The organism is Solibacillus sp. FSL W7-1324 (assembly GCF_038008025.1).
Lineage (GTDB): Bacteria > Bacillota > Bacilli > Bacillales_A > Planococcaceae > Solibacillus.
Map to the genome: position 1 here is coordinate 1577903 of NZ_JBBOYH010000001.1, position 20551 is coordinate 1598453.

The following is a 20551-nucleotide window of genomic DNA, read 5'->3' on the forward strand; positions in this document are numbered from 1 at the left end:
GTGTATCTCTATAAAATTAGAGTGTTCATAAATCCTAAATTATATTAAAAGCCTTTAATTTCAAGAATATCCTGGATTTTTCGTTTGTATAATACTTTTGCTGAATTTGCACATAATTAAAAGCCTATCAAATATAATTCATATTTGATAGGCTCATACATTTAAAACAGAGGTAAAAATTTATCCTCATAAAATTCATTCACAGCTAAATTAACGTCCCGTAAGCTGATATCATGTAATTCTTTATTTTCAAGCTGTAAATTTTTGATAACGTATCCATATAAATTGAGTCCATCTATTTTAGTTAAGAATTCGTTATAGGTCACATTTATTAACTTTTCATAATCAAAAATTCTTTCAAATAAGTAGCTAATAGAAGTTCTAATAATTTGCTGATCTAAATCTAATTTTAAATTATATTTCAGAGACGTATATAATACGGTTAGATATTTAAAAGGCAAATTCCCACGGATATAAGGTACAAAGTTAGTTGTAGACATAGTGAATAAGATATTCATTCCTTGTGATAAATAACCAATTTGTGAAAAGAAAAATATTTCACTTATAGGCGATTCTTTGTTACCCATAAATTCCGTATTGATAAAATTTGTGAATCTTTCTTTTAAAGAGTTATTTCCTACCTCATCATCCCAACCAAATAATATCCAATCTTTAACTGGCTCCTTTAAATACCTTTCTATATCTTCAAAACTGTTTATTTTTTTAAAGTAATCCTCAATACTAATAATGCCTTCGAATAAAGAAACAAAAAATTGCCTTGCAGCTTTAGTAACGATTTCGATTGGAATTACAGTGCGCAAAGGTAATATAAAAAAATCGTTTGATGCAATTTTAAATAACTCTATTGACTCTTGAATATTTTCTTGAATGACATTTGAAAATTTCTCACGCATTTTTGGAGGTAAATCTTTGTCTAAAAGGTTCAAATAGCTTATTAAAGAATCATCTATTAAACAGATTTTCCCGCTTAATTTCATAGAATAATGCTGTAAATATTCGAGGTCGATTTTAGTGACAGCCGTAAGAAAAATAGTTTCTAAATTAGGAAATTCATACTCATATATTGTATTTAGTACATTTTCATTTCTTTTCCAAAATAAATTTAATTCTTCTACAAACTCAATAAAATATTCTTCCTCCCAATCTTTTAAACCTAATTCTAAAAGGTGAATGTACTCACTTTGGATTTCAATTAATTCTTCCATGAATTTAGTTTTTACCATTTTGGACTTCCTCCAAGTGGTAAGGATACCCATACAATTCTTTTACAAGATCTAATGTTTTTTGCATAAGCATTTTAGAATCATGCCATACACTTTTTAAATTCTGTTGATTCTCAATGTCTGGAACACTGTGGAATTGATGACTAGCAGTATTACATTTTAACAAGCTGCTTTCTCTAATAGCTCCCCACAAACCGTGTTCATAAATTGAATCGTAATCATATAGATGTTTATACAAATCAGATTCATTTACCATTTCTGCTTTCTTTTTAATATTATGGCTCCCAAAATAATTCAAATCCATATCGATAAAATTCTTGCTTTTATATTCTTCAACTAGCAATCCTATATATTTATAATCTACATGACTGTTAGGATAGATATCGCCACTATCTTCATATCTTTCGGTTATCAGTTTAAACTGGCCCAACCCGTAATATTGATATTCTTCCCAAATATTCTCCTTATCTTCTTCTCTAAGGAGTAAATATTTCATCATAATATAGTTTTCGATTAAAGATCTGGTGATGCTTCGACCTGTGATAGTGTTATAAAGATTAAATTCCACTAATTCCAAAAATCGTTTATATGAAAAAGTTGCTATCCCCAACAAAACTAACATTTTATTATCCAATGGAGATGTTGTATGGAATAAATCTGTGAAATACTTTAACTCTTGGTATGTTTTCTCTAAGGATTCCTTTTTATCTGTTAAATCTTCTACATCAAACTTAATTTGAAAAAGCTCACATTCAGTCAATTCACTCATCCTTTCCCAAAATAATTCAAGATACGTTATATCTATATTTTTTTCAAAAGCGGGTGAAACCATTTCTAAAGTTCTTATAGTAGGTCTAATCATCGCCATTAAAGGATTATCGTGTTCTAATAATGGATACTGTTCAATTAGTTCAATATGTTGTGCAGGCATAATAATCCTATTTTTTAATTGCATATAGTAAAAGATTAAATACCTTAGATCTGTAGTTTGATTAGAATGTTGACTTGAAAAGTCTTTAAGTATTTCTTCTAATGAGTTTATTTTCTCTTCGAGGCTAACTTCATGGTTGGAGAAATATTTTGCAAATAATCTACTCACAGAATAACTAACGATAATTGTAAGTGGAGATAGAATACTTTTATCCATTTTAGTTATTAGGTATGCATAAAAATCTTGCTGTTGTTCTTCTGAGAGTTTTAAAATGTTTGAAATCTTAGGGTGATTGTCTTCTGGTGGTAAGTATTTATTCAGTTCGTTTAAAATAGATTCAATTAATTGAATAGATTCTTGGCGAGAATTAGATTTGTAAATTAAAGCTATCCAAATATACTCGGGTAGTCTTCCTAAATACCATTGTTCTTCTTTTCCAATTTGGGTTAATATTTCATTGAAAGGTGTTATAAATCTTCCTTTTTTAAATTTATGACCTTTATACTCCATGAATTAGCCCCCTGTTCTTTTTATAATATTCACTTTCGATTCTATCACTTTTTAATGTGAATGGAAAAAATAACTAAAAAATAATTGAGGAAGGTGTCTAATTATGCAATTTGTATAATCGGTGTATTTCATTACTTGCTTACGTTGTTGTAGAAAGTTAATTGAAGCAAGATGGGTAGCCATACGCTATCTTTTTTATTTAGAGATTTTAACATAGGGGGTTCAGAAAATGCTGAATATGTATTGAACCTCTTCCTTGAAGAATTTGAATTAAATTTTTCACAGATTCGAGTCTTCAACTATCGAGGGTTTTAGTTCAATAACGGAGACAGCTAAAAAACTGACTCCGTTATTGAGCCATTAGCAATAATCTTTAAGGACAGAGCCTTTATATTTTATTAAGAATTTTTTGTAAGGCAGTTACATATCCAGCCTTATATATCTGAATTCCGTTTTGTTTTACTCTGCCATAATTATCGGGTGTCCATCCCTGACGATTCATAAATTCGTTTGATATGGCATTTCTCAGTGCATCTATTTCGGTATCTATCAACTTATAAGAAGGCTCGACTATAACGACATCCTTATTTCTGCTTATATCGTTTGTAGGGCGCATATCAATCGTAAAGGTTGTTTGTTCCTTAAGCAGAGAGTTTTCTCTTTTGAGCTTTTTATTCTCTGCCATAAGCATACCAACCAATGCCTTTGTTGTTGGTTCGGAAATACTTGCTAAGATATCATCGTTTACGGTTGTTCTCTTTTCTTTTTTAGGCTTTTTAGTGGTAGTCTCATAGTATTTAGCCCACTGGCTTATCAAAACTCTGTAATCCTCGGCATTTTTGTTTCTAAGTGCCTGTTCACTTGGACCACCATCATCTGCTATCATTCTGGCTATTGTGCCAATGGAAAAATCTTTTATGTCAGACTCGGACTGTTTTTTACAGGCATTATTTATGAGTTCTAATGTTTTCTTTTTCCTTGTAGAAGCGTTCTCATAAAACTTTGAGAACAGTTCATCTGGATGCATTTCCATCATATATCCTCCATTACATAAATTATTCTTAATCAATAGTAGAACTATCTATATTAGTAATAAATTATTGTTTAAAGTCACATATTTAAGTTCATCCACAAACTCATTCTGAAACCCGATTTCTTCAAGTTTCTTACGCCCCTCAGCATAAGGAATAGCATCTTTAAAACTACCTGCACGACTAATTAAAAGCCTCATGAATTGATTTCCTGCAATAAGCTGTTCTTCTTCTGTTAATGAGAACATAACGGGCATTTTATTGTTATTTTTTAATGTTAAATCTATGATTTGAGACCTTTGAAGAACTGCCTTGCTTGCATCTGTTTCTGGAAAAAGTTCCGCTCCATTACAGATGATTTGAAGCTGTTCAAGTTCATGTTCAACTTTGTTAATAGAAATATCAATATCCGATATAGAACCTACGGTAACAAGCTGAAATCCATCATCAGAAGATGTTCCTTTGATTAACTTCATACACTTATCAATAAGACGAAGAGTGGCATTATAATCGTTTGCTAGCTTATCATTCTTCTGTATCTCCTGTGTATATAATTGCTCATATTTAAGCAATTCATGTTGTTTTGTAAATATGGTTCTACTAAGCTCACATTCATATTTTTCATTTTCTAAAAGTTCTATATCGCGCTGATATTTAATCACTCGTTTTCCTGTTTCGGCTATATTGTAGCCTATGGTATTAAAATGATGCACTAAGCCCGGAAGAAAAGCAGGACTAGTTACGAACCATCTACATCTGACACAGTTTTGCTCTGGAAAACCCGGAACAACACCATAAGTGATTTTATCCGTATCATCATTAACATATGTGCCACCTGAATCGCATCCAAAACAGCCTTTAGGACAAATTCCTTTATCACTTATAATAATACTTGCACCTGATTTTTGAGCGTTGATTACTGCCTGATAAGCTATTGGGTCATTGGCAGCTACACTTGTTTCTAACTGTTCATACTTTGCATCTCTAATAAATCTATCGAAAGCTTCTTTATCATTTTCAAGAATGCTCTTTTCAGCCTGATTCATTGTATCTGTAACATATGAAATACCTGCTTTTGTATAATAAAGAGTCATAATGAGTCTTGCGTGACCTGCGATAGCCTTTGAAAGAATAGGCATTGGAACTCCACCTTCAAGAGCATAGGCAGTTATAAGTGATACTCTGAGTGAATGAAGGGGATAATAAGTCGTTCGTATACTGTCTGGACGCACAAATTTTAATGTTTTTTCTTCTTCGGATGATGTATTTTCTTCAAGCTGAACCTCAAGCTGTTTAAGAGTCTTATACCAAAGATAATCAACTCCGTTTACTCCTATTGGCAAGTGTTCCTGTCCTATTGAAGTAGGATTTCTGAAAAGAAATGTGATTTCCCCCATTTGTTTTAAAATCTTTTCAGATTTTATTTGCCCTAAGTGGTTTCTTGTAAGTTCTGTCCATTTTGCAGGTTGATAAATAGGATTGTACTTCATTTGCCAATCCCTAAGTTTTGCAAGCCAGTATTGTGCTTCTTCGTACTGCCAAGGAATATCATAGCCTTTTTCGTATTCCTCTTTGTTGATGTCTGCTGTTTTATTCGTGTTGATAAAAAAACCTGTCATTTCAATCTGTGTTGTTTTGTCTTTGAATTTACGAAGAACTCCTCTTTCAAAAGGATTTCTTTCTGTACCCTGACTTAAATGTGAATCATTCTTAATCCATTCTCCAGCCACATTTCGCATAGACTGCACATACTTATAAGTATCCATTTCTCCACTGTCAAGCATACGCACCTGATAAGTTCTCAAAGGAAGAAGGAGCTTTGTCAAAAGCAACACAGTAGACCCCGGAAACCACATCTCATATACTTCTTCCAGAAGTCCTTTTTCTCTCTGTTCATACTTGGAAGTTTCTCTGAACCTGTAAACACAGTCTGTGTCATTTTCATCAATAACAGACTTATCAACAATGAACCAATCACCACCTTTACTCTTTGCATCCCCTGCACTTTGTGAAAATTTCAAGTCTTTAAAGCAGGTTGCATTTGGAGGGCAGAGTATATTACGAAGGTCTTTAATGTATCTATAAGGCAGGACATTCTTATCTGATTCATTACGTTGTGATGATTTCACAGATTCTGGTAAGTATTTTGTTAGAGGATTTTTAAATTCTGCCGGAGTAAGCTTTTTTCCTAAATCATCTTCAACCGAAAACTTCTCCTCAATAATCCAGTCAACAAATTCAACAATCTTTTTTGCAACCATTAAAGCATGGGATTGTGAGCCGCTTTCTGCATAAATAATCTCGTAAAAATCTGGGGTGTCATAGTCTATTGAAATGAACTCCTGCACAGACCTAGTGATGTTATAGGAAATCACGTATTTCTTAAAGAAGTTTGATAGAGATTTAAGTGTTGCATCTTTGCCTCTTATAACCGTTTTTACCCATTCCGTCGCATATTCATTCCATTGCTGTAAATCAGAATCATATTCTAAAAGCCATTCGAGGTTTTCGCTCTTAGTCGTTCCATGAGTCCTTAACTCAACTTCTCTTTTTCTGGCTTTTTCCTTTAACTGTTCAAGCCTCAGATTTTCTTTTGGCGATAATGCATTATCATCAAAAGCTCCGTTTTTAATGAAATCTCGGAGCCATTTCAAAACAGTACTATCTTTAACACCATTTTCTCGCTGAATATCCGCTGCTGATCTGCCGTTGCAAAGTTCTTCAATCATTTTATACTTAAAAGAATTCTCATAACCTTTTCTTCCCATTTATTTTCTCCTATATCTGTATTTGTTCTGCTGTTTAGTTTCTTCATTCATCCATTCATCAATCTCAGTCAGCATTGGAAGTACATAACCATTATCCAAAGATGCAGTGGCTTTATTTAGTGAAGCTGTAACATCTGCAACTGTTGGCTCTGTGTAGACTTGCTGAGACTTTATGGATTTGTGGTGCATGGCAATTTGTTTAATGCGGTCATGTATATTGGCATTTTTAAGTCTTTGACCATATGCGTGTCTATGTCCATGTGGAGTAGTGCCATCTTTCTTTCCGACTGTCAAACCAATCTTTTCAACCGCTTTTTCGTGAGACTCCCTCTGAGTCCTAAGTGGCATCATTTCGCCTAACGTTTTAGGTGAATGTGAGACAAAGGCAAATGGGTGAGTATCTTTAATGCCATCTCGTAACCTTTTTGCCATATACATTTTCCATACATACATAAAGATGTATCCCCATTCATTTGACAACCAGTAAACATGCATGTATTTATCTTCACCGTTATCAAGTCTTGGTTCTTTCCAGCCTGCAAATCGTTTGTCCTGTGCTGAATATATATTACGTGGAAGTAAACCATATTTTAACAACAGATAGCTTTTTCTGTCTGTTATATATTTACCAGTAGTAGGGTGCTTGAAATCCTGCGGTGCTCTTCCTTCGCTTGGATGATAGATTCGTACCACAGCAAGATTTGGGTCTTCATGGTCAGGGAAGACATCCTGTACCCATAAATGAAATACTTCACTATGCCTTAGTCCACCGCCATGCATCAGTATAGTGATGGCAATATCACGCCAGTTATAACGGTCAACAAGGTCTAATTCAACGTTCTTTCTATTATTCTTAAACCCTTCCCATAGGAGCTTATCTATTTCATTTTCGGGGAAGGCTTTTGTACCTCCTTTTGATGAGTATGGATTTCTTCTTTTTACAACATTGCGAGCTAATTTTGCGGTTTCAGAGATTTCATGAACATCGTTTAAATGCCCTAGAAATGAGTTCTGACTTTTGTTTATCTGTGCCATCCAGTTAAGTCGTTCTTCATATTTTGTGGCTTTTCTCCAAGGATTTAATTGAACAGTGCCATATTCTTCATATAACCAATCTGATAACCCATTTAAAGCAGATAAAAGCATATTCGCTGTTTCAACTCTTTTAGGTAACCAATAAAGCCCCGAAGGGTCTAAACCTTCTTCATTTATTGTTCCTGAATAAACAGACTCCGTAAATGTATCAAAGAATTCTTTTGGAGAAGAATAATATTCCTGATTAGCTTCCATATAATCAAGCAATAGTCCAACAGCTTGCACTAACTTCATATGCCAAGTCCCGCTTTTACAACGATTTTTTATTTGATATCTGTGTAATTGTTCAAAAAGCATTGTCTTTCCATTATGCTCAACTAGAAGAGTAGGAAAGTCTATGCTCCTTCCTGTATTATCCCTATATGTTTTAGAAGATACCTGAACATATACCATATATATCCTCCAATACCAATAGTTTGATTATATTATTACATATAATACCATATATGTTTACATATAACTACAATAAAAAAGGTACTACATCATTAAAATGTAATACCTTTTTAGTAGTTTGATTATAAATATTTCACCCTATATAACATATGAACTCAGGCTTTTTTCTAATCCTCTTTTTTCCACTTTATATAATTGTACGTAGTTTGAATCCCAAAAAGTAGTATGAAAAAGAGGGTGAAAAATATAAAGAGATTAGTGAAACCTTCAAGCGAATAAATAATGATCAACGCTATAATACAAAAGGGAATCGAATAAAGGTCGCGCAAAAATTTACGGCGGTATGATAGCCCGTGGTAGGCAATTTTAAAACCTTTATCCACTTTCGGTTTTTCACGGTAGTAGATCGATAGAATAAGTGGTGTAATAAAAACTAAAATAAGTATGAATGCAATTGAAAAATCAATCATATTAATCACCTTTCTTTCCTGTTGTCACAATATCGATTTGCGTCACAATTTTTGTAATCGGTAAAAACGTTAATTCACATTGATAACGCCCATCCGGGAAGTCTTTGTAAGAACTGGATTTAATATTGTAAACTTTATTTTCAATCGTAATCTCAGTCGTATCGATACTTCTGCCATGCCCATTTACAAAGGTGATTTCGCAACTTCCTCCAGCAGTTTTCTGATCACCTGTCTGCAGATGATAGAAATCGTAGCTGTAAATCCCTGAAACAATCAGCATAAACAACGAAAGCACACCTAACATTAATGTATTCAAGTTATAGAGGGATACTTTCTTATTTACGAATTGCCGGATAAAAAAGAAAGCAGCAATGATAAATAATAAAGTGAAAATGATAAGTGCACTGTAAAATCCAATAAGCATGAACATGCCCCCTCTAAACTCATTTCAAAATTTACGAATAAGTTGGAAAAAAGTTTCAAAATGATCTTATTTTCATTTTATTGGAATAATAAGAGATTGAAGTTACGTAAGGACTTTTCTAATAAAGTATAAATGTGCATATGCATAAGGGAAACGTTTTTCCGTTTAGAAGGGGATCAATCGATTTTAGGCGAATTGATAACAAAGGGAAAATGTTAAATTGGGTGTGAGATAAAGGGAGGCATTGTATGCGAAGTGTGCAAAGTGTATTGTTTGAGAAGTTTTTAGTGCTGCGCGGAACGAAAAAGAAATTTATGGATTTACGCCTGCTCGATGATTTTATTGCAATGAAACATAACGAGAGACCGTATGAACTGGATGCTACATTCAAAGAGCAGCACCAAATCCAAAAAGACGAACTGAATGGCATGAACTATTACACGATCAATGATCAGCAAACACCGGAAAAGGTCATCTATTATTTCCATGGTGGTGCCTATATTAATGATCCACTGATTTTTCATTGGCGCTATTTAGTGAAGCTTGCACAGGAATCAAACTTCACGATTGTCGTGCCGATTTATCCGAAGCTGCCTAAACATACACATAAAGAGTGCTTTACTGCCATTCATGATTTATATGATCAGCTCGTTTTAAAATATGATGCGCCGTTTATTTTTATGGGGGATTCAGCAGGCGGTGGACTGGCATTGGCGCTGGCGCAGGATGTAAAGAGGTTCTCAAAAAAACAGCCACAGCATATTGTTCTACATTCCGCATGGCTGGATGTACGCGGTGAAGATCCGCGCTATAAAGAACTTGAAAAACTGGACCCGATGCTAGGTGTGCTAGGTGCACAGGAGCTTGGCAGGTTATGGGCGGACGGATTGGAGTTAACGGACTACAAAATAAGTCCCGTCCATGGGGAACTGAAAGACATCGGTCAAATTACCGCTTTTGTCGGAACTGGTGAACTGCTGCTTGTCGATGCAGCTATGCTACTGGATAAAGCAAAAGAACAAGGTGTAACAATCCATTACTTCGAATACCCGAGAATGAATCATGTTTTTCCGGTATTTCCGATCCCGGAAGCAAAGAAAGCTATGAAACAACTGCTCAATATTATAAAGAATTAACTCAAATGAATAATGTATAAAATGTATATTATCCGACACAGTTAAGTGATTGGTGGATATTTTTCGGCCAAATTACCAGTAGTTTGTAAGGGGAAAGTGAATTGAACTAACAGAAAACAGGTGTGTTGAAAATTTTAAATTTCAACACACCTGTATTTAATTATTGTATTGTGTACCCACCATCTAAAACGACAGCCTGACCAGTCATTCCTTTTGCATCCTCGCTTGAAATAAATAAAGCAAGATTAGAAATTTCCTTTACATCAAGTAATCGTTTTTGGGGAACGAGTGGATAGATCACTTCTTCCAATACGTTTTCGAGAGGAATATTGCGTGTTGTTGCCAAGTCTTGCAATTGGTTTCGAACAAGTGGTGTATCTACATATCCCGGGCAAATTGCGTTAACCGTAATGCCATCTGATGCAGTTTCAAGCGCCGCGACTTTTGTTAACCCGATAACCCCATGTTTAGCCGAATTATATGCGGCTTTTCCTGCAAATCCAACGAGTCCATTAATGGATGACATATTAATAATACGACCAAATTTTTGTTTTCTCATATGTGGTAATACATGTTTGGTTAATACAAATGGAGCCGTTAACATGATTTTTATTAGTAGTTCGAACCGTTCTGTTGGAAAATCTTCTAACATTGCTACATGTTGCATGCCCGCATTGTTTATAAGTATGTCAATCCGGTCAAATTTTTGGATTGTTTCATTTATTGCAGCTATAATTTCTTCTTCTTTTGTAACATCGCATTTTAATCCAGCAGCTCTTTCACCAAGCGTGCTCGCTGCTGCTTTTACTTTTTCTTCATTTATATCGGTCAGCACGACAATAGCACCTTTAGTATAAAAATCTTTTGCTATTTCAAATCCAATACCTTGTGCTGCACCTGTAATGAAAACCACTTTATTTTGTACCACCCAAAAACCGCCTCCTAGATCAGGAGCCAAAAGAGCTGGCTCCGTTTAATTTTGATTGTCCAAGCACTATTGAAAACTCTCTGTATATAACACAGCCCACTTCATAACTACCAGCCTATTAAACTAATCCGAAGAATGTATAAAGAGCGATAATAACAAATACGGCTAATGTTTTAATGATGGTAATAGCAAAAATGTCACGATAAGACTGTTTATGTGTTAATCCTGTTACCGCCAGCAGGGTGATGACCGCGCCGTTATGAGGAAGGGTATCCATCCCTCCTGAAGCCATTGCCACGACACGGTGCATAACTTCAGGTGGAATATTGGCCGCAATAATTGCCTGATTATACTTTTCGGCCATAGCTCCTAAAGCAATCCCCATACCACCTGATGCGGATCCGGTCATACCGGCAAGTGTAGTAGTCGTAACTGCACCATTAACAAGTGGATTAGTAAATGTTGAAGAGATTCCATCACTGATTTTTGCGAATCCTGGAAGGGCTGCGATGACCCCACCAAATCCATATTCAGCACCGGTATTCATAGTTGCCAGCAGCGACCCGCCAATGGCTGTATTCACTCCGTCTTTAAAACCGGTAAACACTTTTTTATAATCATATGCAATGGAGGAGATGATCCCGACAATCAACGCCATAATGATGGCCCAGATTGGAGCCGATGTAGCGACATCCACATTATAGGCACTCAAGCCAAGTGCTTCAAAATCAAAGCCGTTCGGGTACCAGTTCGGAATACTCGTCACAAATATTTTATTTGTAACACCAACCAAAACAAGCGGGACGAAAGCTAAAATTTGTCTGGATACCGATTGTTTGGCTGTTAAATCGGGAAGAGCAGGCTCATCCTTTCCTTCTGCATTTTGAACCGTAACGGCCGATTCCGAATCAAATCCAAAATAACCTTCTCCAGCAAGTTCAGCTTTTTTCCTTCTAGCTTCCAAGTATAGTAATCCCAATGTTAAAACGACAATGGCCCCAATGATTCCTAGAATCGGTGCAGCATAAATGTCCGTTTTAAAGAAGGCGATTGGAATAACGTTTTGTATTTGCGGTGTCCCGGGTAGGGCATCCATCGTAAAGGTAAATGCACCAAGAGCAATCGTACCTGGAATTAACCGTTTCGGGATATTAGCTTGTCTAAACATTTGTGCAGCAAATGGGTAAATTGCGAATACAGCTACGAATAGACTAACACCACTGTATGTCAAAATGGCACCGAGCAATACGATCGTCAGCATTGCACGTTTCGCACCTAGCCAGCCAACAATTGTCTTTGCAATTGATTCAGCAATGCCGGACATTTCGACAACCTTACCAAAAATGGCACCTAATAAAAATACAGCAAAATATGATTTAATAAATCCGACCATTTTCTCCATGAATATACCTGAGAAAAATGGTAAAACGTTACCCGGTGCAATTAAGACGACCGCTAAAAGCGCACAAATCGGCGCGAATAAAATGACGGAGTAACCGCGGTACGCAACAAACATTAAGAGTCCAAGCGCCAATAAGATAACCAATAAATCCATATAAATCCTCCTTGTATCATAGTAAGAGCCAGAAAACCCTTACATACTGTGTCTTCTAAGTGCAGAAGAATCGATAGTGCAAATTACTTGTACCCGTTGCAGTAACAACTAGAAATACGTTCAAATTAAAGGGAAACGCTTAACTTTACATCCTCAACAATTAGAGTGGCTTCTGTTGACTGAAGTACATCTTGAATCGAATAGCCTTCAAATACTTCTTTCAATTCCAATCCTCGTGATGTTACTTCAATAAGCGCTCTTTCCGTAATGATTTTATTGACTACGCCTTTGCCTGTTAAAGGTAAAGAACATTCCTTTTTAATTTTTGGTGAACCATCTTTGGACACATGATCCATGATGACAATAATTTTTTTGGCACCATGGACTAAATCCATCGCGCCACCCATACCTTTAATCATCTTTCCTGGAATCATCCAGTTGGCTAAATCACCATTTTCGGAAACTTCCATTCCACCTAAAATAGCAACATCAATATGTCCGCCACGAATCATTGCGAAAGATTCCGCACTCGTGAAAAAAGAGGAACCAGGTATTGTTGTGATTGTTTCTTTTCCGGCATTGATTAAATCCGGATCTACTTGATCTTCTGTTGGATACGGTCCGATTCCCAGTAGACCATTTTCGGATTGCAGGATGACGGTTTTATCCGGAGATATATAATTGGCAACTAATGTAGGCATGCCAATTCCTAAATTGACATAGTTTCCATGTTCAATTTCTTTTTCTGCCCGAATGGCAATACGTTCTCTATTAGATAAAGTCATTTGAATTTCTCCTCTCTTATTAACGTACTGTTAATCTTTCAATCTTCTTTTCTTGTTTTGCCTGAAGCATACTTTGAATATAGATGCTTGGTGATTGAATCATATTTGGATCTAACATACCTGTTTCCACAATCTCTTCCACTTCTGCAATCGTCACTTCACCAGCTGCAGCCATGATCGGGTTGAAATTTTGGGCGGTTTTGTTATAAATCAGGTTGCCTAAGTGGTCGGCTTTCACAGCACGGATGATTGAAAAATCTGCTTTAAGTGCGGTCTCTAAAACATAATCTTTCCCATTGAAATTTCGGACTTCTTTTCCGTCAGAGATGATTGTCCCGACGCCAGCTGGAGTATAAAAGGCTGGAATACCCGCACCGCCTGCACGAATCCGTTCAGCAAGTGTACCTTGAGGAGTTAACTCCACTTCAATTTCACCGGATAGTACTTGGCGTTCGAATTCTTTGTTCTCTCCAACATAAGAGGCGATGATTTTTTTAATCTGTTTCTTTCTTAATAAGAGTCCCAAACCCCAGTCGTCTATCCCGCAATTATTCGAAATTACCGTTAAATCCTTTACTCCTTTTTCTTCAAGTGCCAGGATAAGTTGTTCAGGAATACCAACCAATCCAAAGCCACCGACCATGATTGTTGCACCATCTTGAATTTGACTTACTGCTTCATCTGCAGAAGTGAAAATGTGTTTCATAGTGTTACCTCCAATAGAAACTATTTTTTAGAAAATATTGCTTTAAAGCGTGATAATTTGTATTAAAACAGAATAATATTACAAGCACAATATGAGGTGTCAGAATTGTGACAGAATTTTGAACGGTAGGATTCCGGAAAATCGGACATTACTTGCAGAAAGGGCATAAAAACAAGAAAAATAGAAAATAAAAAAATCCGATATTTCGGAATTTAATCCAGAATATCGGAATTTAGGTCATAAGTTGTGTTTTTTTATTTTTTCGTAAAGTGTTGATCGGCTGATGCCCAACTTCTCGGCAATACGCATTTTATCTTTCTCATTTTCAAGGTAATCTTGTAAAATTTGTTCTTCTACCTGATAAAGGATTTCTTCTAAAGTTCCATTAAGTCGAGTATATTCCGGTTTTTGTCGTCGAATATAAATTGGCAATGCATCTTCATTAATTTGCTCTCCATTTGATAAATGGATCATTGCCTGCAATACATTTTGGAGTTCCCGAACATTACCTGGCCAATTGTACTGTTGTAGCAACATCCATGTTTTTCGGCTAAGTTTCATATCCCGACGACTCACTTCGGAACTAAACTGGTGCATAAATGTGTGTATTAATTCAGGAAGATCCTCTATCCGCTCACGGAGAGGGGGAATTTGTAACGTAATGGCTTGTATAAGATAAAATAAATCTTCCCGAAATTGCTTTTCTTTTACCAGTCCAGCAAGAGATACATTTGAACCTACTATTAAACGAATATCAACGGGAATTTCTTCATCTGTTCCAGCCGGTTGAACTTTTTCATCCTGCATGACTTTTAAAATTTTTGCCTGTAAAGTTGTTGGAAGTTCGCTAATCTCTTCGATAAATAAGGTACCGCCTTGTGCTCTTTGAATTCCTCCTGGCTTTAACCGTTGTGCAGAAGCATCCCACTTTCCAAATAATTCACATTCAAGCAACTCTTTCGGAATCGTGGAGCAATTTATCTTTACAAAAGGATAATCCACCTGGTCGGATAACCTATGAATACTCTGGGCAAACATTTCCTTACCTGTCCCGGTTTCGCCCTCGATTAAAACAGGCAGTTTTGTTGGAGCAATCATCCTGATCGTCTCTTTAATTTTTCGCATCGCATTGGAAGTGCCTTTAATGTCTGAAAGGCTATAAAATGATTCGCGGTATTGTTTCATACTTGTTTCAATTTGATCTAAAGTCTTTCGAACGTGAGAACTTAGCTTTTTCCAGTCATTTAAATCGCGGAATGTCACACTTCCGAAAGCGCCTATAATTTCTCCGTCAATTATAATGGGGACTCGATTGGCCAGCATATAGGTACCTTTAATATATTGAGGTGCTGCAATATCGGGTGTTCCTTTTTCAAGGACGAGATGCATTTCTGTATTTTCAATGACATCTGCAACATGCTTTCCGATTGCTTCTTCACGTTTTACTTCGAGAAAATTACAGTAATCTTCGTTCAGATAAATAATTTTGGCATTTCTATCGACCACAACAAACCATTGAAAGGCAGTTTCAAGAATCTGTTCAATTGCAGGACTTGGTAAATTTTTTATCCAATCTTCCATTTTTTGTTACCTCACGTCTTCTATTATTTGTATGTATTAGTTTATACTGTATATGAGTAAGTGGCTATACATAATGTAGTGGTAGTAAGTCTTATCATGAAGTGCAAGGAGATTTCAGATATGAAACTGTATGTAATTCGTCATTGTGAAGCTGAGGGACAGGCACCGGAAGCATGTTTAACTATGGCTGGCAAGGAAGCAAGTGAGCGTTTAGCAGAATTTTTACAGCACTTAAATATAGAACGAGTCATTTCAAGCCCCTATACAAGGGCAGTCCAGACAATCCAGTCTTTTGTTTTACAAAATAATATTCCGTTTAAATTAGATGATCGTCTAAAAGAAAGGGTATTAAGCAGTGTAGATCTTCCCGACTGGTATGAAAAGTTACAACAAACCTATATCGACAAGGATTTAAAATTCCTGGGCGGGGAATCAAGTAATGATGCCGCACAACGCATTAATGAAGTTGTAGAAGAATTAAAACAAAGTACTCATATGTCATTGGCGATTGTTACACACGGCAATATAATGTCATTACTACTCAATCATTTTCAATCGGATTTTGGTTTTGAAGAATGGAAGCAGCTGTCAAATCCGGATGTCATTGAAATAGAGTTTAGCAATAATCAAACTGTTGTAAACCGAATATGGCAGTAAAAAGCGCAAAATAGGTTGCAGAAAAGCAGGTGCAATATGAAAAATTATTTCATTATTAGTGATATCCACGGTCAATATAAAGCATTTGAAAAGTTATTAACATATTGGAATCAAAAGGATACACTTGTTTTACTTGGCGATTTAATCGATCGGGGACCAAGGTCTTATGAGGTCGTGCAAAAAGTAATGAACTTAAAGCGGCAGTACGGGGAGCAGGTTATTTTTTGTAAAGGGAATCATGAAGCGATGCTGCTGGATTTTCTCGACAATCCCGGACAAAAGCACGCTTTCTATTATAAATATGGCGGTCGGGAAACAATGGCTTCATTTTTAAAATATTTACCGATTGAAGTAAGTGAGCTGGACCCGATTGAACAAGCGGAGATCGTAAAAGAGAAATTTGCAGAGGAATTGGATTTTTTAAATAACGGCAAATTATATAAAATTGCAGGGAATCTGTTGTTGACACATGCTGGATTTGATTCGAGTTTTGCGACAGTTGAGGAAACAGACGATGAAAATTTCTTATGGATTCGCCAGCATTATAAAAACGAAAATAAAACACCATATATCAATGTATTTGGCCATACACCATTACAACATATTCATGAATGCAATGATATTTGGATTAGTAAAGATCAAAAATATATTGGAATAGACGGTGGATGTTATTTTACAGGTCAATTGAATGGCATCGTTTTGTCGGAAGAAGGTCAAATCGTTCATATCTATGCCGTCACATCGGACAAAACCGAAAACTATGATAATTGACAAGGATTGTTTAGATTGAGTAGAAAGTTATAATAAAATAATATTTTTCTTGAATGTATGTTTTCCTCCGATTTTTTGGTATACTATTATTAACGATATGTAAAAGAGGTTATCCCGTTCGATTTTGTGCGGGGTAACCTCTTTCGTGTTTAAAGAAGTTTTTCAGGGAGGAAACATTTTGGAGCAATATACAAATTTACGAGCGGGCGAAAAAGGTGCCTATTTATCGATTATTGCCTACATATTTTTAAGCGCGCTCAAATTAGCGGCAGGGTACTTAGGGGATTCAGAAGCATTAAAGGCTGACGGATTAAACAATACAACGGATATTATTGCTTCAGTAGCCGTTTTAATCGGGCTCAGAATTTCCCAGCGACCACCTGATGATGACCATCGCTACGGACATTTTCGTGCAGAAACGATCGCATCACTTGTCGCATCATTTATTATGATTTATGTCGGTATCGAGGTCCTTATATCAGCAGCTGAAAAAATCGCCAATCCGATCGACCAGGATCCTTCCATTTTAACAATTATTGTTGCCGTGTTTAGTGCAGCAGTCATGTTTGCAGTATATAAATATAACTTGAACCTCTCAAAAAGAATTAACAGTTCTGCTGTTAAAGCGGCAGCCTACGATAACCGCTCTGATGCATTTGTCAGTATCGGAACAGCCATCGGTATTTCTGCAGCAATATTAGGTTACCCGATTGTCGATACGATTACTGCCTTTATTATCGGTTTAATCATTATAAAAACAGCGATAGAAATCTTCAAAGAAGCGGTGTTCTCGTTAACAGACGGATTTGATACGGAATTGATCAGCTCGATTGAATATCGTGTTTCGAAAATCCCGCGTGTCCGTGCTGTTACCGATGTACGTGGCAGACAGCACGGCAGCTTAATACTTGTCGACATCACGGTCAGTGTCAATCCTCATCTAAATGTACGGGATTCGCATGCGATCACAGAGCAAATTGAAAATGAAGTGAAGCAGTTGAATCCTTACGCGACAACACTTGTCCATATCGAACCATATGACCCGAAAGAAATGGTTATTTGCGAAGATGATTTTCATTTCTAATGACATAGACAAGCCGTTCTCCTATTACTCGATGTATTAGGAGAACGGCTTTTTTCTATGAAAGAATCAAAATCATACATCTTCTGTTAAAATGTAAATACTTGCAAGCTTTATCCATACTGGAGGTTAATTTATGAAAAAAGTAGTTGCCATCATTGCCGTATTAATTCTTGTATCTATCCCGCTATTTGAATGGCTATTAACCAACCCCTCCAATTCATTGGAACTGATGCAAACTTTAAGAAATACTGAAAATCCGGAATCGCTCTTTATGGAGGGGGAAAATTTCGATGCCGAGATTGTCGAATACATACAGAAAGAATTTAGTCCTAATATGGTGCTGCAGTTTACAATACTTGAGTTTGATGAGAAGAGTTTCTTGATTCAAACAACGCCTGGTACTACCAAGTTGGAGATTATTAATATAGATGAAATGCCAGAAGAAATGAGAAATTATTTTCTTTCACAACAATGACCTTACAGTAATTCAAAATTAAAAAAAGAAAGAGGAATACTATTGCATACTACTATCGGGATAGTCGCTCATGTCGATTCTGGCAAAACGACATTTAGCGAACAATTACTTTATCATACAAATGCGATTAAAAAGCGAGGTCGTGTCGATCACCAAGATGCTTTTTTAGATAATCATGCGATTGAACGTCAGCGCGGGATTACGATTTTTGCGGAGCAGGGACGGATCGATTACAACGGGCAAGTGTACACACTGATCGATACACCGGGTCATATCGATTTCGCACCGGAAATGGAACGTGCGGTTCATGTGATGGATGCGGCCATTGTCATTGTCAGTGCGGTCGATGGAATTGAAGGGCATACGGAAACGGTTTGGCATTTGCTGAGGGAACACCATGTTCCGACATTCATCTTCATTAACAAAATAGATCGTGAAGGAGCGGATGTTGATGCAGTAATGGCTGCAATTAAAAAAGACCTATCCCCAAATGCCCTCCTGTACAACAATGGCATTGATACTACAGTAAAAGAGTGGCTTGCGGAACGTGACGAGCAGCTGATGGAAAAGTATTTTGCTGACGAATTAACGGAGCATGACTGTACCGCAAAGCTGAAAGAGATGATACAAAAGGAACAGGCCTTTGTTTGTATGTCGGGTTCAGCTCTGAAAGATGAAGGGGTACTGGAATTTTTCGAAACGATTGCGAAACTGACAGAAACAACATTCGATGCGAACGGATCATTTGAAGGGAAAGTTTATAAAATTCGCCATGACAATCAGCAGCGCCTCACATTTATGAAAGCTTTATCGGGTGTTTTAAAGGTGCGTGATGAATTTACATTCGGTGAAAAGACCGAAAAGGTAACGGAAATCCGGCTATATAATGGCAACAGTTTTACGACGGTTCAGCAAGTGCAGGCAGGTGATATTTTTGCGGTGAAGGGACTCATGACGCCGATAATTGGTGATGTGATGGGGGCTACAGAAGCAAATCCTGCCCAATTTGAAATGGTCCCAACATTGCAGGCGAAAGTAATGTACGAAGGTGAATTACATATTAAAGAACTTCACCGGATTTTCCGTGAAATTGAAGCGGAGGAGCCGAGTTTACGGGTTGTATGGAATGAGAAATTCCAGGAAATTTCGGTTCATGTTATGGGGACGATACAGCTGGAAGTATTAACGGAACTGGTGAAGGACCGCTTCGGAATTGACGTGCAATTCGGCAAACCGCAAATTCTTTATAAAGAAACGATTGCTGTATCTACAGTCGGTTATGGCCATTTTGAACCGCTAAAGCATTATGCGGAAGTGCATCTGAAAATGGAACCGAACACGCGTGGTGCAGGCAACACATTCTCGAACAAGTGCCATGCTGATGACTTAACTATCGGGCATCAGCGGTTAATAGTAAAGCATCTATTTGAGCGGGACCATCACGGATTGCTTACAGGTTTTCCGGTAACGGATATTCATTTTACGCTGCTAACTGGACGTGCACATAACAAGCACACAGAAGGCGGGGACTTTCGGGAAGCATCGTTTCGAGCATTGTGGCAAGGGCTTGAACAAGTGGGAAATGTACTGTTGGAGCCTTATTACCGATTTAAGATGAAAGCGTCAAACGACCATATCGGCCGGATGATGTCCGATATCCAACAGGCAAGCGGAACATTCGAAGCACCGATTTTAACAGAAGACACCGTAACATTATACGGGCGGGCTCCTGTAGCAACCTTTATGGATTATTCCACTCAATTTGCCGCTTATACAAACGGGAAAGGTGCGTTAACACTGCAATTCGATGGCTATGATGTATGCCATAACAGCGAAGAAATCATTGAACAGATTGGCTACAATAAAAACGCCGATCCGGAATATAGTTCTTCGAGCATTTTCTGTGCAAAAGGGAAGGGTTACAGTGTCCCTTGGCATGAAGCAAAAGATGCGATGCATTGTGAAGTGCAGGAAATTGAATAACGAAGAGAAGGATTTTGCAGGACA

17 protein-coding genes are annotated in these 20551 nt (G+C 36.8%); 6 read left to right on the forward strand and 11 right to left on the reverse strand.

Translation table 11 applies throughout. The features are described from left to right. Positions 1-161 precede the first annotated feature (161 nt). The 6 genes from MKY71_RS07590 to MKY71_RS07615 form a co-directional block, all read right to left on the reverse strand. Positions 162-1244, reverse strand: a complete 1083-nt coding sequence (locus MKY71_RS07590) for a hypothetical protein (protein WP_340732066.1) — start codon at positions 1242-1244, stop codon at positions 162-164. Beyond that, positions 1231-2685, reverse strand: coding sequence for a DUF5677 domain-containing protein (locus MKY71_RS07595; RefSeq protein ID WP_340732067.1), 1455 nt, complete (start codon positions 2683-2685; stop codon positions 1231-1233). The genes MKY71_RS07590 and MKY71_RS07595 overlap by 14 nt, the downstream gene beginning before the upstream one ends. Positions 2686-3073: 388 nt before the next feature. Beyond that, positions 3074-3718, reverse strand: a complete 645-nt coding sequence (gene gmtX, locus MKY71_RS07600) for a gamma-mobile-trio protein GmtX (protein ID WP_340732068.1) — start codon at positions 3716-3718, stop codon at positions 3074-3076. 48 nt (positions 3719-3766) lie between these two features. Further along, positions 3767-6484, reverse strand: coding sequence for a gamma-mobile-trio integrase GmtZ (gene gmtZ / locus MKY71_RS07605; protein ID WP_340732069.1), 2718 nt, complete (start codon positions 6482-6484; stop codon positions 3767-3769). Continuing rightward, on the reverse strand, positions 6485-7972 hold the full coding sequence (gene gmtY, locus MKY71_RS07610; RefSeq protein ID WP_340732070.1) for a gamma-mobile-trio recombinase GmtY: 1488 nt from the start codon (positions 7970-7972) through the stop codon (positions 6485-6487). It lies immediately after the preceding gene. Positions 7973-8443: 471 nt separating this feature from the next. Next, entirely contained in the window at positions 8444-8866 is a 423-nt protein-coding gene (locus MKY71_RS07615) for a cobalamin biosynthesis protein CobN (protein WP_340732071.1), read from the reverse strand. A gap of 248 nt (positions 8867-9114) precedes the next feature. Here MKY71_RS07615 and MKY71_RS07620 point away from each other — a divergent pair, with 248 nt between their 5' ends. Continuing rightward, entirely contained in the window at positions 9115-10002 is an 888-nt protein-coding gene (locus MKY71_RS07620; protein WP_340732072.1) for an alpha/beta hydrolase, read from the forward strand. Positions 10003-10162: 160 nt separating this feature from the next. Here the strand turns inward: MKY71_RS07620 and MKY71_RS07625 are convergent, their stop codons facing one another. The 5 genes from MKY71_RS07625 to MKY71_RS07645 all read right to left on the reverse strand — a co-directional run bounded on the left by MKY71_RS07625 (position 10163) and on the right by MKY71_RS07645 (position 15557). After that, on the reverse strand, positions 10163-10930 hold the full coding sequence (locus MKY71_RS07625; protein WP_340732073.1) for a 3-hydroxybutyrate dehydrogenase: 768 nt from the start codon (positions 10928-10930) through the stop codon (positions 10163-10165). Positions 10931-11048: 118 nt separating this feature from the next. Continuing rightward, positions 11049-12485: a GntP family permease gene (locus MKY71_RS07630; RefSeq protein ID WP_340732074.1), complete on the reverse strand. Its 1437-nt coding sequence runs from the start codon at positions 12483-12485 to the stop codon at positions 11049-11051. 125 nt (positions 12486-12610) lie between these two features. Then, positions 12611-13270, reverse strand: a complete 660-nt coding sequence (locus MKY71_RS07635) for a 3-oxoacid CoA-transferase subunit B (RefSeq protein WP_340732075.1) — start codon at positions 13268-13270, stop codon at positions 12611-12613. 19 nt (positions 13271-13289) lie between these two features. Continuing rightward, a complete protein-coding gene (locus tag MKY71_RS07640; protein WP_340732076.1) occupies positions 13290-13976 on the reverse strand; it encodes a CoA transferase subunit A in 687 nt (228 codons plus the stop codon). Between the two features lie 237 nt (positions 13977-14213). Continuing rightward, complete coding sequence (locus MKY71_RS07645; RefSeq protein WP_340732077.1) at positions 14214-15557, reverse strand: sigma-54 interaction domain-containing protein; 1344 nt, start codon at positions 15555-15557, stop codon at positions 14214-14216. A gap of 120 nt (positions 15558-15677) precedes the next feature. On the opposite strand from MKY71_RS07645, the gene MKY71_RS07650 reads away from it, so the two are divergent. The 5 genes from MKY71_RS07650 (at position 15678) to MKY71_RS07670 (ending at position 20527) form a co-directional block, all read left to right on the forward strand. Then, a complete protein-coding gene (locus MKY71_RS07650) occupies positions 15678-16214 on the forward strand; it encodes a histidine phosphatase family protein (RefSeq protein WP_340732078.1) in 537 nt (178 codons plus the stop codon). A gap of 36 nt (positions 16215-16250) precedes the next feature. Then, positions 16251-16985 carry a metallophosphoesterase family protein gene (locus tag MKY71_RS07655; RefSeq protein ID WP_340732079.1) on the forward strand — a complete coding sequence of 245 codons (735 nt, stop codon included), beginning with the start codon at positions 16251-16253 and terminating at the stop codon, positions 16983-16985. Positions 16986-17163: 178 nt separating this feature from the next. Next, positions 17164-18069, forward strand: a complete 906-nt coding sequence (locus MKY71_RS07660) for a cation diffusion facilitator family transporter (protein WP_340732080.1) — start codon at positions 17164-17166, stop codon at positions 18067-18069. 133 nt (positions 18070-18202) lie between these two features. Further along, complete coding sequence (locus MKY71_RS07665; RefSeq protein WP_340732081.1) at positions 18203-18544, forward strand: hypothetical protein; 342 nt, start codon at positions 18203-18205, stop codon at positions 18542-18544. A 42-nt stretch (positions 18545-18586) separates the two neighbouring features. After that, positions 18587-20527: a translation factor GTPase family protein gene (locus MKY71_RS07670; protein ID WP_340732082.1), complete on the forward strand. Its 1941-nt coding sequence runs from the start codon at positions 18587-18589 to the stop codon at positions 20525-20527. The last annotated feature ends 24 nt before the right edge of the window (positions 20528-20551 follow it).

What these genes read in the sequence shown, in the direction of transcription:
- MKY71_RS07590 (WP_340732066.1), bottom strand. Translation starts at nt 1,244, where the DNA reads ATGGTAAAAACTAAATTCATGGAAGAATTAATTGAAATCCAAAGTGAG.
- MKY71_RS07595 (WP_340732067.1), bottom strand. Translation starts at nt 2,685, where the DNA reads ATGGAGTATAAAGGTCATAAATTTAAAAAAGGAAGATTTATAACACCT.
- gmtX (WP_340732068.1), bottom strand. Translation starts at nt 3,718, where the DNA reads ATGGAAATGCATCCAGATGAACTGTTCTCAAAGTTTTATGAGAACGCT.
- gmtZ (WP_340732069.1), bottom strand. Translation starts at nt 6,484, where the DNA reads ATGGGAAGAAAAGGTTATGAGAATTCTTTTAAGTATAAAATGATTGAA.
- gmtY (WP_340732070.1), bottom strand. Translation starts at nt 7,972, where the DNA reads ATGGTATATGTTCAGGTATCTTCTAAAACATATAGGGATAATACAGGA.
- MKY71_RS07615 (WP_340732071.1), bottom strand. Translation starts at nt 8,866, where the DNA reads ATGCTTATTGGATTTTACAGTGCACTTATCATTTTCACTTTATTATTT.
- MKY71_RS07620 (WP_340732072.1), top strand. Translation starts at nt 9,115, where the DNA reads ATGCGAAGTGTGCAAAGTGTATTGTTTGAGAAGTTTTTAGTGCTGCGC.
- MKY71_RS07630 (WP_340732074.1), bottom strand. Translation starts at nt 12,485, where the DNA reads ATGGATTTATTGGTTATCTTATTGGCGCTTGGACTCTTAATGTTTGTT.
- MKY71_RS07635 (WP_340732075.1), bottom strand. Translation starts at nt 13,270, where the DNA reads ATGACTTTATCTAATAGAGAACGTATTGCCATTCGGGCAGAAAAAGAA.
- MKY71_RS07640 (WP_340732076.1), bottom strand. Translation starts at nt 13,976, where the DNA reads ATGAAACACATTTTCACTTCTGCAGATGAAGCAGTAAGTCAAATTCAA.
- MKY71_RS07645 (WP_340732077.1), bottom strand. Translation starts at nt 15,557, where the DNA reads ATGGAAGATTGGATAAAAAATTTACCAAGTCCTGCAATTGAACAGATT.
- MKY71_RS07650 (WP_340732078.1), top strand. Translation starts at nt 15,678, where the DNA reads ATGAAACTGTATGTAATTCGTCATTGTGAAGCTGAGGGACAGGCACCG.
- MKY71_RS07655 (WP_340732079.1), top strand. Translation starts at nt 16,251, where the DNA reads ATGAAAAATTATTTCATTATTAGTGATATCCACGGTCAATATAAAGCA.
- MKY71_RS07665 (WP_340732081.1), top strand. Translation starts at nt 18,203, where the DNA reads ATGAAAAAAGTAGTTGCCATCATTGCCGTATTAATTCTTGTATCTATC.